The 14,436-nt window shown below is 65.8% G+C and carries 13 protein-coding genes and 2 pseudogenes; 1 reads left to right on the forward strand and 14 read right to left on the reverse strand.

The genetic code is table 11. The annotated features are described in order from the left end of the window. Positions 1–87: 87 nt before the first annotated feature. A complete protein-coding gene (locus tag ABIA71_RS09370) occupies positions 88–1,674 on the forward strand; it encodes a sensor domain-containing diguanylate cyclase (protein WP_354284988.1) in 1,587 nt (528 codons plus the stop codon). Between the two features lie 48 nt (positions 1,675–1,722). Here the strand turns inward: ABIA71_RS09370 and ABIA71_RS09375 are convergent, their stop codons facing one another. The 14 genes and pseudogenes from ABIA71_RS09375 to queF form a co-directional block, all read right to left on the reverse strand. After that, on the reverse strand, positions 1,723–2,598 hold the full coding sequence (locus tag ABIA71_RS09375; RefSeq protein WP_354284989.1) for an energy transducer TonB: 876 nt from the start codon (positions 2,596–2,598) through the stop codon (positions 1,723–1,725). A gap of 56 nt (positions 2,599–2,654) precedes the next feature. Continuing rightward, positions 2,655–4,391, reverse strand: coding sequence for a bifunctional isocitrate dehydrogenase kinase/phosphatase (aceK, locus tag ABIA71_RS09380; RefSeq protein ID WP_354284990.1), 1,737 nt, complete (start codon positions 4,389–4,391; stop codon positions 2,655–2,657). A 591-nt stretch (positions 4,392–4,982) separates the two neighbouring features. Beyond that, positions 4,983–5,342 carry a hypothetical protein gene (locus ABIA71_RS09385; protein WP_038685821.1) on the reverse strand — a complete coding sequence of 120 codons (360 nt, stop codon included), beginning with the start codon at positions 5,340–5,342 and terminating at the stop codon, positions 4,983–4,985. A 50-nt stretch (positions 5,343–5,392) separates the two neighbouring features. Then, positions 5,393–5,806: pseudogene (locus tag ABIA71_RS09390) on the reverse strand (roadblock/LC7 domain-containing protein); the annotation flags it as partial. Then, positions 5,799–6,347: a GTP-binding protein gene (locus tag ABIA71_RS09395; RefSeq protein ID WP_354284992.1), complete on the reverse strand. Its 549-nt coding sequence runs from the start codon at positions 6,345–6,347 to the stop codon at positions 5,799–5,801. The gene ABIA71_RS09395 and the pseudogene ABIA71_RS09390, both read right to left, overlap by 8 nt. A 1-nt stretch (position 6,348) precedes the next feature. Then, on the reverse strand, positions 6,349–7,302 hold the full coding sequence (locus tag ABIA71_RS09400) for a hypothetical protein (RefSeq protein WP_354284993.1): 954 nt from the start codon (positions 7,300–7,302) through the stop codon (positions 6,349–6,351). A 324-nt stretch (positions 7,303–7,626) separates the two neighbouring features. Continuing rightward, positions 7,627–9,852, reverse strand: coding sequence for an NADP-dependent isocitrate dehydrogenase (locus ABIA71_RS09405; protein ID WP_159498140.1), 2,226 nt, complete (start codon positions 9,850–9,852; stop codon positions 7,627–7,629). A 318-nt stretch (positions 9,853–10,170) separates the two neighbouring features. Then, positions 10,171–10,740, reverse strand: coding sequence for a hypothetical protein (locus ABIA71_RS09410; protein WP_236546120.1), 570 nt, complete (start codon positions 10,738–10,740; stop codon positions 10,171–10,173). A gap of 2 nt (positions 10,741–10,742) precedes the next feature. Then, entirely contained in the window at positions 10,743–11,222 is a 480-nt protein-coding gene (locus ABIA71_RS09415; protein ID WP_236546121.1) for a hypothetical protein, read from the reverse strand. An 81-nt stretch (positions 11,223–11,303) separates the two neighbouring features. Then, positions 11,304–11,384 (reverse strand): annotated as a pseudogene (locus ABIA71_RS20855) (hypothetical protein); the annotation flags it as partial. 2 nt (positions 11,385–11,386) lie between these two features. Next, positions 11,387–11,626: a hypothetical protein gene (locus tag ABIA71_RS20860; RefSeq protein ID WP_502961223.1), complete on the reverse strand. Its 240-nt coding sequence runs from the start codon at positions 11,624–11,626 to the stop codon at positions 11,387–11,389. Between the two features lie 138 nt (positions 11,627–11,764). Next, complete coding sequence (locus tag ABIA71_RS09425; protein WP_159498142.1) at positions 11,765–12,271, reverse strand: hypothetical protein; 507 nt, start codon at positions 12,269–12,271, stop codon at positions 11,765–11,767. A 44-nt stretch (positions 12,272–12,315) separates the two neighbouring features. After that, entirely contained in the window at positions 12,316–12,609 is a 294-nt protein-coding gene (locus ABIA71_RS09430; RefSeq protein WP_038685816.1) for a LysM peptidoglycan-binding domain-containing protein, read from the reverse strand. Between the two features lie 365 nt (positions 12,610–12,974). Beyond that, on the reverse strand, positions 12,975–13,793 hold the full coding sequence (gene queF / locus ABIA71_RS09435; RefSeq protein ID WP_354284994.1) for an NADPH-dependent 7-cyano-7-deazaguanine reductase QueF: 819 nt from the start codon (positions 13,791–13,793) through the stop codon (positions 12,975–12,977). Between the last annotated feature and the right edge of the window lie 643 nt (positions 13,794–14,436).

The following is a 14,436-nucleotide window of genomic DNA, read 5'->3' on the forward strand; positions in this document are numbered from 1 at the left end:
GTGGGATGTTGCGCTCCTGATTGCTCCGCCGCTGCCGTTCCATCCGCATCCCGGCTGGCGCTGCACCCTGCCAGTCCGAAGCCCCGCATGCGCCCGTTTTCCACCCGCCTCAACCTTGGCAAGCTGATCCTTGGCCTGGCCCTGCTCAGTGCCCTGGTGGCGCTGGCCAATACCCTGCACGCCAGTTACCGGGTGCAGCGCGAGCAGTTGATCGGTACCACCCTGGAAGCCAACCGGGTCTATGCCAGCAAGCTGGCCGAAACCACCCAGAACTTCATCCAGTCCGCGCAGCAGCAGCTGGCCTACAGCGCCACCGCACTCGGCCAGCGCCCGCACGACCGCCGCGAACTGGAAGCCGAAGCAGCGCGCCTGCAGCTGCAGACCAACAGCTTCAATTCGGTGTTGATCGTCGATCCGGCCGGCACCGTGCTGGCCACCTCGCCGCAGAGCCTGGCCCTGCAGGGCATCACCCTTAACAGCCGCGGCAACAAGGACGCGCTGGAACGGCGCGAGCCCTTCATCAGTGACCCCTACCAGTCGGCCACCGGGCGCCTGCTGGTCGCCATCTCCCATCCCATCTTCAGCGCGCAGGGCCAATACCAGGGCTACGTCAGCGGCACCATCTACCTGCGCGAGCGCAGCATCCTGCAGACGCTGCTGGGCAAGCACTACTACCGCGACGGCTCCTACCTGTACGTGGTCGACCGCAACGGCCGCATCCTGTACCACATCGAACCCAACCGGGTGGGCCAGTTCGCGCTGGAGAACCCGGCAGTGCTGGCGGTCACCCAGGGCCACACCGGCGCCCAGCAGGTGCGCAACAGCCACGGCGTGCAGATGCTGGCCGGCTATGCGCCGGTGCCGATCGTCGGCTGGGGCGTGGTGGCCCAGCGTCCCACCGATGCCACGCTGGCGGCCTTGGCCACGCTGATGAAGTCGGTGATCTGGAATGCGATTCCGCTCGGCGTGCTGTCGCTGCTGATCACCTGGTGGTTCGCGCGGCGCATCTCGCTGCCGCTGTGGCAGCTGGCGCGCAACGTACAGAACCGCGACACCGGCATTGCCATCCGCCATGTCACCGGCATCCGTGCCTGGTACTACGAGGTGGCCCACCTCAAGCAGGCCCTGCTGTACAGCTTCAACCTGCTGCAGGACCGCATCGGCAAGCTCAACCGCGCCAGCATGACCGACCCGCTCACCGGGCTGCAGAACCGACGCGGCCTGCAGCAGGGGCTGGAAGACTGGCAGGCGCGCGGGCAGCCGTTCGGGATCATCGCGCTGGACATCGACCGCTTCAAGACCATCAACGACCGCTTCGGGCATGCGGTGGGCGACGCGGTGATCCTGCGCATCGCGCAGCGGATGCGTGACGACTCGCGCGACACCGACCTGCTCTGCCGCAATGGCGGCGAAGAGTTCCTGATCCTGCTGCCGGGCATCGACGCCGAGGCGTCCGCGCGGATCGCCGAACGCCTGCGCGTGCAGGTGGCCGCCGAAGTGTTCGAGGACGTGGGTACGGTGACCGTGTCGCTGGGGGTGGCCCACTACCCCAGCTACCACGACGACCCGCAGCAGGCGCTGCGGTTGGCCGACAAAGCGCTGTACATGGCCAAGGAACAGGGCCGCAACCGGGTCGTGGTGTATCCGGACGTCCCCCAGCGCGGCGGCGCATGAGGGCACCGGGCGGGCGACAGGCGGGGCCCGCCGCCGCTGCCGTGCGGGTCAGCCGCCCAGCTGGGTGAGCAGCTGCGGCCCCTGGCGCGCCGCATCTGCCATGAACACGCCGCCCTGCGGGAGCAGGTCGGCATTGGCATCGGCACCCAGGGCCTTGTCGGCACGCCACGGCGCCTGCTGGCGTGGGCCCGGAATGTACGCATCCCACCTGCCATAACGCTCGCGCTCGTCGTGCAACGCGAAGTGGATGGGCACCCGCAGTGTCCAGCTCGGCGCATCCTTGAATTCACCGGCCGTAGGCGTCTTGAAGGTCCACGTGCGTGCCGCGGCCATCGAGGCGCGGGACAGCTTCTCGCGCATGCTGCGCATCTGCGCCTCGGTACCCACCACGCGCAGGTTGACCTGCTCGGTCGCCACGTCCATGACCTTGCCGTCGCGCCCCACCTGCACGAGCAGCAGCACGTCGCCACGGCCGCCTGCGCGATAGACGTCCTCGGGATAGGCCGGTGCGCGCACCTGCCGCTTGGTGACGCGGTCCACGGCGTCCTCCTTGTACTCCTCGAAGTTGGCGGCCAGCAGGGTGATCTGCTGCTTGCCGTCCGGCAGGCTCTTGCCCCCCAGGCGGATGCTGACCGGCGTGCGCGCGGGAACGGCGCGGCCATCCACCTGCACCGGCGCAAATCGCCAGCTCTGCACGGCGCCTTCGACGAAGCGCGCAATGGCCTCGTCGACCTGATCGCGCTTGTCGAGCTGGAACCGCTCAACCTGGCCTTCGGTGCCGATCTGAATCTGGCCCGTCAGCACCATGGCCGCTTCGGCCTGCTCACGCACCGCGCGCCGGGACTGCGCCTGGGCGTCGGGCAGCATCGACAGGCCGACGCCACCGACGGCGAGGGCCAACGCAAGAATATGGGATGAACGCATCGCACCTGCTCCTTGTGGATGCGTCGAGCCTAGCGCAGCATTCGTGCCGTTTCCAATCAAGCCAACCGATGGCTTTCCGCGTAAGGCGGCGTATCGGGAAAATCACCGGCGGCAAACCGCGCCTGCAGGGTCTGCCACCATGCAGGATCGAACAGATGTGCGGAGTGCTCGCGCACCGCTGCCAGTTCGGGACCCGGCAGACCCATGAACATCCAGAAGCGCTCGGGGAACACATCACGCGGGCCGATCTGGAACCAGGGCTCGTCGGCCAGCGCTTCCTCTGCATTGCGAGGCGTGGGCCAGGCGCGGAAGCTGCAGTCACTGACCAGGCACAGTTCGTCGTAGTCGTAGAACACCGCGCGCCCATGCCGGGACACGCCGAAGTTCTTCGGCAGCATGTCGCCGGGGAAGATGTTGTTGCGCGCCATGTCGGTGATCGCCTGCGCGTAGTCCAGCGCCGCGTTGCGCCGGGCCTCGCTGGCCTGCTCGCGCAGGTACAGGTTGAGCGGGCGGAACCGGCGCTGCACGTAGCACAGCGTCACCACCACGTCGTCTCCGTCTTCGCTGACGCTGCTGCGGCACTGGGTCAACAGTTCCTCCAGCAACGCCGGGGCGAAACGCGCACGCGGAAACCGTAGGTGGCGGTACGGCTGCGCATCCAGCAGGCGGCCTACGCGGTCCAGGTTGAAGACCAGCGCGTACTTCTCTTCCACCTGCTGCCGAGACATCGTCTTGGGCCAGGCGAAGCGGTCGCGGATCAGCTTGAACACCAGCGGATAGCTGGGCAGCGTGAACACCGCCATGACCATGCCCGGGGTGCCGTCGGCATGCACCAGCTGTTCGGTGGGATGGTCCTGGAAATGCCGGAAAAAGGTGCGGTAGCGCTCGGTCTTGCCCTGCTTGGCGCGCCCCAGCACGGTGTAGATTTCATCGATGGGCTTGCCCGGCAGCAGGCTGCGCAGGAACACCACCGCATCGCCCACCGTGGCCAGGTCGGCCTGGAAATAGCTGCGCGACACGCCGAACAGGTGCGCCACGTCGCGGCGTCGGGTCAGCACCGCTTCGGCGCGCAGGCCATGCTGATCGTTGACCAAGGCGATCACGCACGGCGAGAAGCGATGTTCGCCGAACACGCGGCCCACCAGGTAGGCGCGGCGTTCGCGGTAGAACACGGTATCGAGCAGTTCGATGCTGCGCACCGGGTAATCCCCCCAATGCGCCAGGTCATCCTGCAGCCGCACCGCGATCGCCGCCGCGCAGCGCAACTGGTGCGCATACGGTACGTCGAACCGGTAGTCGCCCAACACCCGCAGCAAGGCTTCGGCCGGGCGCGTGGCCGACAGGGTGTAGCTGTGCCGGGCCACCGGGTGGGTGATCGCGTCGGACGGTTCGACATCCATGGCCATGAACTCGATGGCCGCATCGACGCCCTGGGTGGCGAACAGCCGCCGCGCGAGAGTGTTGTAGAAGGTCTTGTACAGCTCGGCGTCGATCAGGCCCTCCAGCAGCGTGGCGTAGGCCTGGCGTACGTGCAGCCACAGCGTGCGGGTGCCCACCTGCTCGCCGGCGCCGCGGCGCAGGGCATCCACGGTCTGGGCGATGCACTGGTCGTACAGGCCGATGCGCTCGACGGCGTCCTGCCGGGCACCGGCCCAGTCACGCGTTCCAAAGCGCAGCCGCGCCCGCTGGGTGACGGCCGCAAAGCGCGCGTGGTAATGCTCGAAGCCATCGCGGATCAGCAGCGCCAGCGTTGTGGCCAGCGCGCCCGGATCGGGAATATCGGCGGCAGCCATGCCATCGCACCGAAGGGACCAGCGGTCACCATACGACAGCCGCCGCTGCCTGCGGTAGCGGGAAAAAGAGGTTCTTCTCCCATCTGAGGGGGGAGCGTCTTGTTGCAAGTGCCGTCGCAGAGCGAGCACGACGCTACGCGGGTGGCCGGGTGCGCAGGCGCTGTTTGGATCGGCTTCGGTCTCCGATCGGGCCGATCGCGAGCGTGAGGGCCCCGTAGCAGCCGATGGGCCCCTGGTGCAAATGTCCCCCGGCCGCGAAGCGGCCTCCTCCTTTATTTTGCCCAGGAGCCTACCGGCCGCTACGGGGCTCGGCTTGCGGCAAGCAGGGGAAGCCAGGCTTTTCTGGCGCTGGTCGGTGGGTCGGGCGCTGGGTCCCTATGCCCTTGGAGGCGAAGTAAAGGATGAGGTGGCGGCCGCAGGCCGACGCCGGAGGACATTCGCCGGAAAGGGCATAGGGACCCAGCGCCCGACCCACCAACGGCCGCGCCTGGAAAGGGTCGAAAGCACGCTTTTGATTGCCCCACATGGCGGCGAAGACCCAAAAAAACGCCGCCGGCCGCCACCACGGCGCGGCCGACGGCGGAGGGAACCTTACAGCGCCAGTTCGGCTTCCACGTCCTGCACCTTGCGGCGCGCCAGGGCGAGGTTGGACTTGTTGCGGTCCAGGACCAGGTACAGGAACAGGCCCTTCTTGCGCGAGACCGGGCGCAGGATGTGGTACGCCTTGCCCAGCGAGATCAGGATGTCTTCGATGGTGTCGTTGAGATTGAGCGACGCGGCCGTCTTCATCTTGGCCCGGATCACCTCGGTGTTGCCTGCTGCGGCCACCTCCATGTCCATCCCCGAACCGGCCTCCCCCAGCAGCATGCCGCTTTCGTAATCGACCAGTGCCACTGCCTGCGCGCCATCGATGGTCATCAGCGCGTTCAAGGTATCGTCGAGTCCTGCCATGTTGCACCCCGTTGGTTGTCGAGCCCCGTGTTCCCCTGCGGATCGGCTCGTGATCCGCTGAGTTCGGCCATGATGTTGCGGCCACATTCCTTCGCACTCCACAGCACCTTGCCGATCACGCAGCGCGCGTCGCAGGCGGTCATCAGCAGCAGCGGCGCCGGCATGGCGGGCAGGGCCAGCATCAGCACCTTGCCCTCGCCGGCCTCCAGCATCAGCACTTCCAGTTCCCCCAGCGCCAGCTCGCGACCCACCGCGGCGGCCAGCGCCAGCATCGCGCTGGTCATCGCGGCCAGGCGCTCGCCGTTGCCGTGCGTGCCCGCGGCCGGCACCAGCGCGAAGCCATCCACGCTGGCCAGCACCACGCTGCGTACCCCGTTGATGTCATCGGCAAAGCCCTGCAGGTGGCTGCCCAGTCGCTCGCGCAACGCCGGGTCCAGGCGGCGCGCATCGTGTCCATCAGCCATGCGCGGCCACCAGGGCGCCGGCTTCCATTTCGCTCATCAGTACGTCCATCAGGCACAGTCCCTGTTCGCGATCACGTGCATCCACCGGCACCACCGGCAGCCAACGGCCCTGCTGGCCGGTATGTACGGCGCAGGCCTCCAGATCGAACTGCGGGGCCAGGTCCAGCCGCGACACGCCGATCACCGCCGGCACCTGCGCGGCGTGCTGATGCAATACGGCCAAGTACGCGGCGAGCTCGTCAGTAACGGTATCGCGGGTGGCATCCAGCAGCAGCACCACGCCACTGGCCCCCTGCAGCAGGATCGGCCAGAGGAAATCGAAGCGCTGCTGCCCGGGCGTGCCGTACAGACGCAGACGGTCGCCATTGGGGAGGTCGATATCGGCGTAATCCATCGCCACCGTGGTCGATGCCTTGTCCGCGCCCTGGCGGTCGCTGTTGTGCACGTCGGTGTTGATCACCGCACCGGCGGCGATGGCACGCACCAGCGTCGACTTTCCACATCCCATGCTGCCCAGCACCACGATCTTGTGTTCGCGCACGTCAGCCTCCGCTGCGCTGGCGCACGCTGCGCCACATGCGGGCCAGCAGGCCGCCGGTATCGCCCGCGCCGCCCGCCATGCGCATGCCTGCGGTCGGCGCTTCCAGCGCGGCATACCCGCACAGATAGGCCGGGTGCACGAAGGCACATACAGCCTCGCGCGGGATCTCCAGCAGCGTGGCGCACTCATCGACGCTACAGGCGCGCTTGAGCAACAACGAACACAACCGGAAACTGTCGTGCTGGTGGCCCAGTACGCGGAAGTCGGGCCAGCGCAGCAGGCGCACGCGGGCTTGCTGGCGCAGGCGTGCATCCAGATCGTGCCAGTGTGCTGGATGCTGGCCCCATTGCCATAACAGCGGGCGCAGCGGTTGCCGTGGCAACTCGCCGGCCAGCTGCTGGTAGCGCTTGGCGGCGATGCCGTGCAGGGCCAGGTGCTCGAAACTGTCCGACAGGGCCTGCGCCATCGCCACGTTGTCGCTGCCGTCGGGCACCACCATCTGGTCCTGTTCGAAATCCACCAGCAGCAGCGGCAGGCCGTCCAGCGCCAGCACGGCGTGGCCATGCCGCGACTGCAGGCTCTCACGCAGCACGCGCGTGATCGCCTTCGCGCTGCGGGCGGCGATGGGCTCCTCGATCGGTTCCGGTGCGGGCGGCATCTGGCGCAGTGCGTGCTCGATGGCATGGTCGTCCAGCACCGCGTGCTCATCGCCCTGGCCATGGCGCAGGTGGCCATGCTGGTCTTCGATCCAGAACTGGATCTTCGGCCGCTCGCGCACCATGCGCAGCGCGGCATTGCGCAACGCGGGTGTGTCCTTGATCACCAATAGATCGCAGTCATCCAGGTCGCGGCAACTGCGCACGGTGTCGGCCGGCAGTGCAGCGGCCGAGCGCAGGCGCTGCAACAAGGCGTGCTCCCCCTGGATATCCGATCCGACCACCAGCACCCTGGCCATCGCCTTCCCCTGCGTTGTGAGAGATCACACTTACTGCAGAAAAGATCGTCGATAGGCTATGCCATCAATACCGGGGCTTAAGTGATGCATCGCACAGATTGAACTGACGTTTGTGCGCCGTGCGAGGGCGGGCAGACGCTGTGGCGACAAGGCAAGTTCCGTACCACTGGCGTTGACGCGGCCTTCATGCCCCGGGGCGCGCCCCTCGACCAACATCACAGTCCGGCGGGTTCCAGGGCGCGGGCCGGGCGCAGCGACGCCCAACAAAAAACCCGCGCCGAAGCGCGGGTTTTTGTCGATCACCGCAGGTGCGGCATCGAGACCTTACAGCGCAGCCAGCGCGCCGTTGAAGGTGGTGCTCGGGCGCATCGCGGCCGAGGCCTTGGCCACGTCCGGACGGTAGTAGCCGCCGATATCCACGGCCTTGCCCTGCACCGCAGCCAGCTCTTCGACGATCTTCTGCTCGTTGTCGGCCAGTGCCTTGGCCAGCGGGGCGAAGCGGGCCTTCAGCGCGGCATCGTCGTCCTGTGCGGCCAGGGCCTGGGCCCAGTACAGCGCGATGTAGAAGTGGCTGCCGCGGTTGTCGATGCCACCCAGCTTGCGCGACGGCGACTTGTCGTTGTCCAGGAACTGGCCGTTGGCCTGGTCCAGGGTCTTGGCCAGCACCGTGGCGCCGGCATTGTCGTAACGGTTGCCGAGGTGCTCCAGCGAGGCCGCCAGGGCCAGGAACTCGCCCAGCGAATCCCAGCGCAGGTAGTCCTCTTCCACGAACTGCTGCACGTGCTTGGGCGCCGACCCACCGGCACCGGTCTCGAACAGGCCGCCACCGGCCATCAGCGGCACGATCGACAGCATCTTGGCGCTGGTGCCCAGCTCCATGATCGGGAACAGGTCGGTGAGGTAATCGCGCAGCACGTTGCCAGTCACCGAGATGGTGTCCTCACCCTTGCGGATGCGGTCCAGCGAGAAGGCCGTGGCCTCCACCGGGGTCAGGATGCGGATGTCCAGGCCGGACGTGTCGTGGTCCTTCAGGTAGGTTTCCACCTTGGCGATCACCTGCGCGTCGTGCGCACGCGCGGCATCCAGCCAGAACACCGCCGGGGTGTTGCTCAGGCGGGCACGGTTGACGGCCAGCTTCACCCAGTCCTGGATCGGGGCATCCTTGGTCTGGCACATGCGCCAGATGTCACCGGTCTGCACGGCGTGTTCGAACACCACGCTGCCCGCCTCGTCGGTGACGCGCACGGTGCCGTCGGCCGGGATCTGGAAGGTCTTGTCGTGCGAGCCGTATTCCTCGGCCTTCTGCGCCATCAGGCCGACGTTGGGCACCGAGCCCATGGTGGCCGGATCGAACGCGCCGTGCGTGCGGCAATCATCGATGACGGCCTGGTACACACCGGCGTAGCAGCGGTCGGGGATGACGGCCTTGGTGTCCTGCAGCTTGCCGTCGGCATTCCACATGCCACCCGAGTCACGGATCATCGCCGGCATCGAGGCGTCGACGATGACGTCGCTGGGCACGTGCAGGTTGGTGATGCCCTTGTCGGAGTTGACCATCGCCAGGCCCGGGCGCTTGCCGTACTCGGCAGCCAGGTCGGCCTTGATGGTTTCCTGCAGGGCTTCGGGCAGCTGCGGCAGGCGCGCATACAAGTCGCCGATCCCGTTGTTGGGATCGAAACCGGCCTGCTTGAGCACGTCGGCGTGCTTGGCCAGCACGTCCTTGTAGAACTCTTCGACGACCACGCCGAACATGATCGGGTCGGAGACCTTCATCATGGTGGCCTTGAGGTGCAGCGAGAACAGCACGCCCTTGGCCTTGGCGTCGGCGATCTGCGCCTGCACGAAGCTGGCCAGCGCGTTGCGGCTCATCACGGCGGCATCGACGATCTCACCGGCCTTGACCGCGGTCTTTTCCTTCAGCACGACGGTGGTGCCATCGGCCTGCTGCAGTTCGATCTTCAGGCTGCCGGCGGTGGCCAGCGTGGCCGACTTTTCGCTGCCGTAGAAATCGCCGCCGTCCATGTGCGCCACATGCGACTTGGACTCGGTCGACCACTTGCCCATGCGGTGCGGGTGCTTGCGCGCGTAGTTCTTCACCGACAGCGGTGCGCGGCGATCGGAGTTGCCTTCGCGCAGCACCGGGTTCACCGCACTGCCCTTGACCTTGTCGTAGCGCGCCTTGATGTCGCGCGAGACGTCGTCGGTGGGCACGTCCGGGTAGTTCGGCAGGGCGAAGCCCTGGTCCTGCAGTTCCTTGATGGCCGCCTTCAGCTGCGGCACCGAGGCGCTGATGTTGGGCAGCTTGATGATGTTGGCGTCCGGGGTGGTCGCCAGCTGGCCCAGTTCGGCCAGGTGGTCCACTTCCTTCTGGTCGTCCTTCAGGTAATCCGGGAACAGCGCCAGGATTCGGCCGGACAGCGAGATATCGCGGGTTTCAACGGCAATGCCGGCGGTGGCGGTGTAGGCCTCGACGATCGGCAGCAGCGACTGGGTCGCCAGGAACGGGGCTTCATCGGTGAGCGTGTAGAGAATCTTGGGCGAACTGGACATGGGGGATCAGGGCTCTCTTGCGGATCTCGTGAATGATGGCCGACGGCGATGCCGGGCCGCGTGCAACCGTGTCGCGCGCAGGGCACCGCAGAGCGTGGCCCGCACTTTCCCCGAGGAGCGCGCCACCCAGCGGTGCGTGCGGCGGGAAACCCCCGCATTGTCGCGTTTTCAGCTCTCGGGAGCAAAGCCGGACCATACGCAAACGTATTGGAACACATCGATCTACGCGGCGGGTGGCGGCCCGATGGCGGCGGGCGCGAAAGTGGCGTGAGACCCGGTTCGGTGCAGGCTTGGATGTGCGCGCGTATCGTCGGAGACTCAGTCCGCCGACGCCTGCGCCTTCGCGGAAGCTTTGCCAGTTGCCCACTCGGAAAGCGCCTGTCCCCACATACTGCGCCTGGGGCACACAAGCGTCTGATCGGTGCGATTTCGTTTGAAACTGCATACACGGAAGCCACCAAGCACTGCAGCCAAGGCAGCTTGCTCCACTGCGCCTGTCGTTCTTGCCACCAAGTGCAACGGCATCACCTCTGACTTGGCGGAGGAAACGTGCAGGTCGTAGCGAACTGATTTTCCCTCGCTCACCTTGAACGCATAGAGCTGATAGCCGGGAGCAGTCAGCTTCAGATCTGCGGGGGTGTCTGCTGGCCGTCTACTGGGTGCATCCCCCTCGTATACAAGTACCACCTCACGCCCCTCCACCTGCACGCGATGGAGTCCAAAGTCCGCGGGCGCCTCGTAATTCACTGACATCCCACTAGGAATTCGCAAGCAGGCGCCATGGAGAAAGTGGTCGCAACTGTAGGCCCAGAGGTTTGCATCTTGCGCGAAGGATGAAAGCGGCGCCAAGACGGCGATAAGACTGACGCAGCGATAGAAGCTCTTCATACCTATCTTTCCCGTTTTTGAACATTTGAACTGGACTCGATCATTCCGTTAATCAGGAAATCATCGACGATTCCAGGAACTCTATTCATCACCCCATTTCCTCGGGCGGGGTCAGGCCGACCAGTAGTTTTGTCATAAAGGTCATCCACGCCCCCAAGATGGCCTACTTCATGAGGAACTACACCCCTGGAAAATCGATCAAGAACGTTGATCTCACTGCGTTTTCCGCCAAGCTCCGCGAAACTCCTGCCTGTTGAGTGAGAGGTCTCACCCTCAACGAGCTTGACCTCATTTCTAGCTGAGCGCGGCGTATTCTTGGTGATGTCCGAAACCCCCACTGTGACGCGGGTTTGCTTGCCATCCACGCTATATGTGCCAGACATCGAAGACACCTGTTCCTTGAACGTAGCAACGTTCTCTGGCGACGCGGCAGCGCCGGTGAATTTGGTAGGAAGATCAATGTTTATAGATCCATCCTTCATGCGCGTTACGATCGCAACGCGCCCATCTGGATCCGTGAAGGAATACGGGTTCCCATTCGCGTAGCGGTATCTATTGAACTGGGACGGCCGGCCACCATGGGGCGTAACAGTATCCACGCTGAGAAACAGTCCTACGTCAGGTGCGTAATATCGCTGTTGCATGTTTAGCTTAAGCCGGTCGAACCATCTCGTACATGGCCCGCAAATGCAGGCCCATCGGAATCACCGTCGCCAACGGAATGGCCAAAAGGCTCATATGCGAATCGCTCGAGCAGATTGCCCTGCTCATCAGTAGTTGCGACCGGACTACCCAAAGCATCGGTATGTATGTACGTCACTTTTTGAGCATTTGCCGGAAAAATTACCGGGACCATCAGAAGCGGCAGCAACCTAGCGACACTCATTTTCTCTTCCTGAGAGCTCTTACCTGAGAGCAACACTTAACACAGTTCCGACCGCAACCACTAGTTCAAACAAAAAAGACGCAGCCTCGCGGCTGCGTCCATCGTGAGCCTGTTGCCGGGAGAGAGTCGGCTGGCGGCTTACTTGACCTCGAACTCTTGCGGCGTTCCTGCCGCCTTACCATCTACCGTGACTTCCGCGCGGTACTTGCCCGCCGGCCAGCCCTTGGCATTCTTGAAGGTGACGTTGGTGGTCTCGGCACCGGTGGTGGTGAACGACTGGTTCTGCTCGCCCGCGACCTGGCCGTCCTGGAAGGTCAGCTTGGCGGCGATGTTGGCATTGTTGGCCGCGCCATCGGTGCGCACCGAGACGATGATGTCGTCCTTCGGCGCGAACAGCGCAGTCGTGGCCACGCTCTTGTCGGCGGCAGCGGTCTTGCCCACCGTCACGGCGGTGACGTTGACGCCGGCCGCAGCGGCCATCGGTTCGGGCGCTGCCGGCGTCATCGGTGCCGGTTCAGCCGGAGTAGTTGCCGCCGCCGGTTGCGCATTGTTGTCGGCGGTGTCTTCTTTCTTCTTGCAACCGGTCAATGCCACGGTGGCCAGCAGAGCAGCGAGAACGGCAGTACTGATGGATGTCTTCTTCATGTAATTCCTCCCTGGGAATTCAGTGGACTACAAGCAAGGGTGACTCAGGCTTTGGGCGGCAACTTGAGGGTCTGGCCCGGGAAGATCTTGTCCGGGTCCTCCAGCACGTCTCGGTTGGCCTCGAAGATCTTTTTCCAGGCGTTGGCATCGCCCAGTTCCTGCTTGGCGATCTTCGACAGCGAGTCGCCCTTCTGCACGGTGTAGGTGCCCCCAACCTTTTCGGCGGTGCTGTCCACCGAAGCGGTAACGCCGGAGAAATCCGCCTTTTCGACCTTCTGCGCGGTGCTGTCCACGCTAGAGGTGACACCGGAGAAATCGGCCTTCTTATCGGTACTCATCCACACACTCCCGTCTTCATTGACGACATGGGAGCGACGTTGTCACAGCCCGTGTTAATAGGGCATGGCGTGGATGTGAAGACGCGCCGAACGGCGACGGGCGGCCACATTGCCGGGGGTAGAGCCACCCCATGGGTGGCTGCGCGTGATGCCCCGGTTCCGGTAGAGCCACCCCATGGGTGGCTGCGCGTGATGCCCCGGTTCCGGTAGAGCCACCCCATGGGTGGCTGCGCGTGATGCCCCGGTTCCCGGGCAGCGACCCACGGGGTCGCTCTACCGGGCGGTGCCGGGTTCCGAGGCAGCGACCCATGGGGTCGCTCTACCGGGCGGTGCCGGGTTCCGGGGCAGCGACCCGTGGGGTCGCTCTACTGGCGCAGGTCGCGGACGGTGCGGGCCGGCAGCTCGATGCCGGGGCTGGCCCGCCACGGGTTGATGTCCAGGCCGCCGCGGCGGGTGTAGCGCGCTTCCACTTCCAGCCACTGCGGTGCGCAGCGCTGGGTGATTTCGCTGAAGATCCGCTCCACGCACTGCTCGTGGAACTCGGCGTGCTCGCGGTAGCTGACCAGGTACTTCAGCAGTCCCTCGCGGTCGATCTGCGGCCCGTGGTAGCGGATGCTCACACTGGCCCAGTCCGGCTGCCCGGTCACCGGGCAATTGGATTTCAGCAGCGCCGAACTCAACGTCTCGGTCACTACCTGGGCGGCGTCGGCCGACAGGAACGCCGGCGCCGGCGGCCCGTAGCACGCGATCGCCACATCCAGCTCGTCCAGCGACTCGCCCTCGGCCGCCTCGACCAGCATCGGCACCCCGAACCGTACCGTCACCACCGCCCCGGCGCACCCGGAAAGATCGGCCGTGATCTGGCGCCGCGCGGCCTCGTCATCGTCGAAGCGCGTGCTGTTGAGCGAGTTGAGGTACAGCTTGAACGACTTGGATTCGATCAGATTGGGCGACGTGCACGGCACGCTGACCGTGGCCACCGCCACCCGCGGCTTGCCGCGCCGGTCCAGCCAGCTCAGCTCATAGGCCTGCCAACGATCATGCCCGACGAACGGCAGCGCCGCCTCGTCCAGACCGATCTCTTCACGCGCGCCACGGCGCGGAATGGGAAACAGCAGCGCGGGATCGTACTGCGACGGGTAAGCAACCTCGCGACCGAGGCTGGAGTCCTGGGGGGTATTCATCGCCCCATTTTACGCCGGTAGCCGCGCGGCGTCCGGCAACGAAAACAGAAGGCCACGGCGACCCGGAGCCATTGCGACCCAGCCAGCGCGAAGATCGAAACCATCCCGCCCGCGCCGGTTTTCGCCCCGGCCAGCGGCCGGGACCTACCGCCGTTCCCCCGATACCCATTTGAATGGCGGTCAATCCGAATGACCGAAACCATCCCGCCCGTGCCGGATTTCGCCCCGGCCAGCGGCCGGGACCTACCACCGTTCCCCCGATACCCATTGAACGCGGTCAACCCGAATGACCGAAACCATCCCGCCCGCGCCGGTTTCCGCCCCGGCCAGCGGCCGGGACCTACCGCCGTTCCCCAATACCCATTTGAACGCGGTCAACCCGAATGACCGCAGCCATCCCGCCCGCGCCGGTTTCCGCCCCGGCCAGCGGCCGGGACCTACCGCCGTTCCCCCAATACCCATTTGAACGCGGTCAACCCGAATGACCGAAACCATCCCGCCCGTGCCGATTTCCGCCCCGGCCAGCGGCCGGGACCCACCGTCACCGACCATCTCGGCGGGGTGGGTCGGGGTGGGGTGGCGGGACCGTTGGGCGCCATGGATGGCGCCCACGAGCCCCCAGGGATGGGTTCACGGCGTGTCC

This window comes from Stenotrophomonas sp. 2619 (genome assembly GCF_040548725.1).
Classification (GTDB): domain Bacteria; phylum Pseudomonadota; class Gammaproteobacteria; order Xanthomonadales; family Xanthomonadaceae; genus Stenotrophomonas; species Stenotrophomonas maltophilia_AP.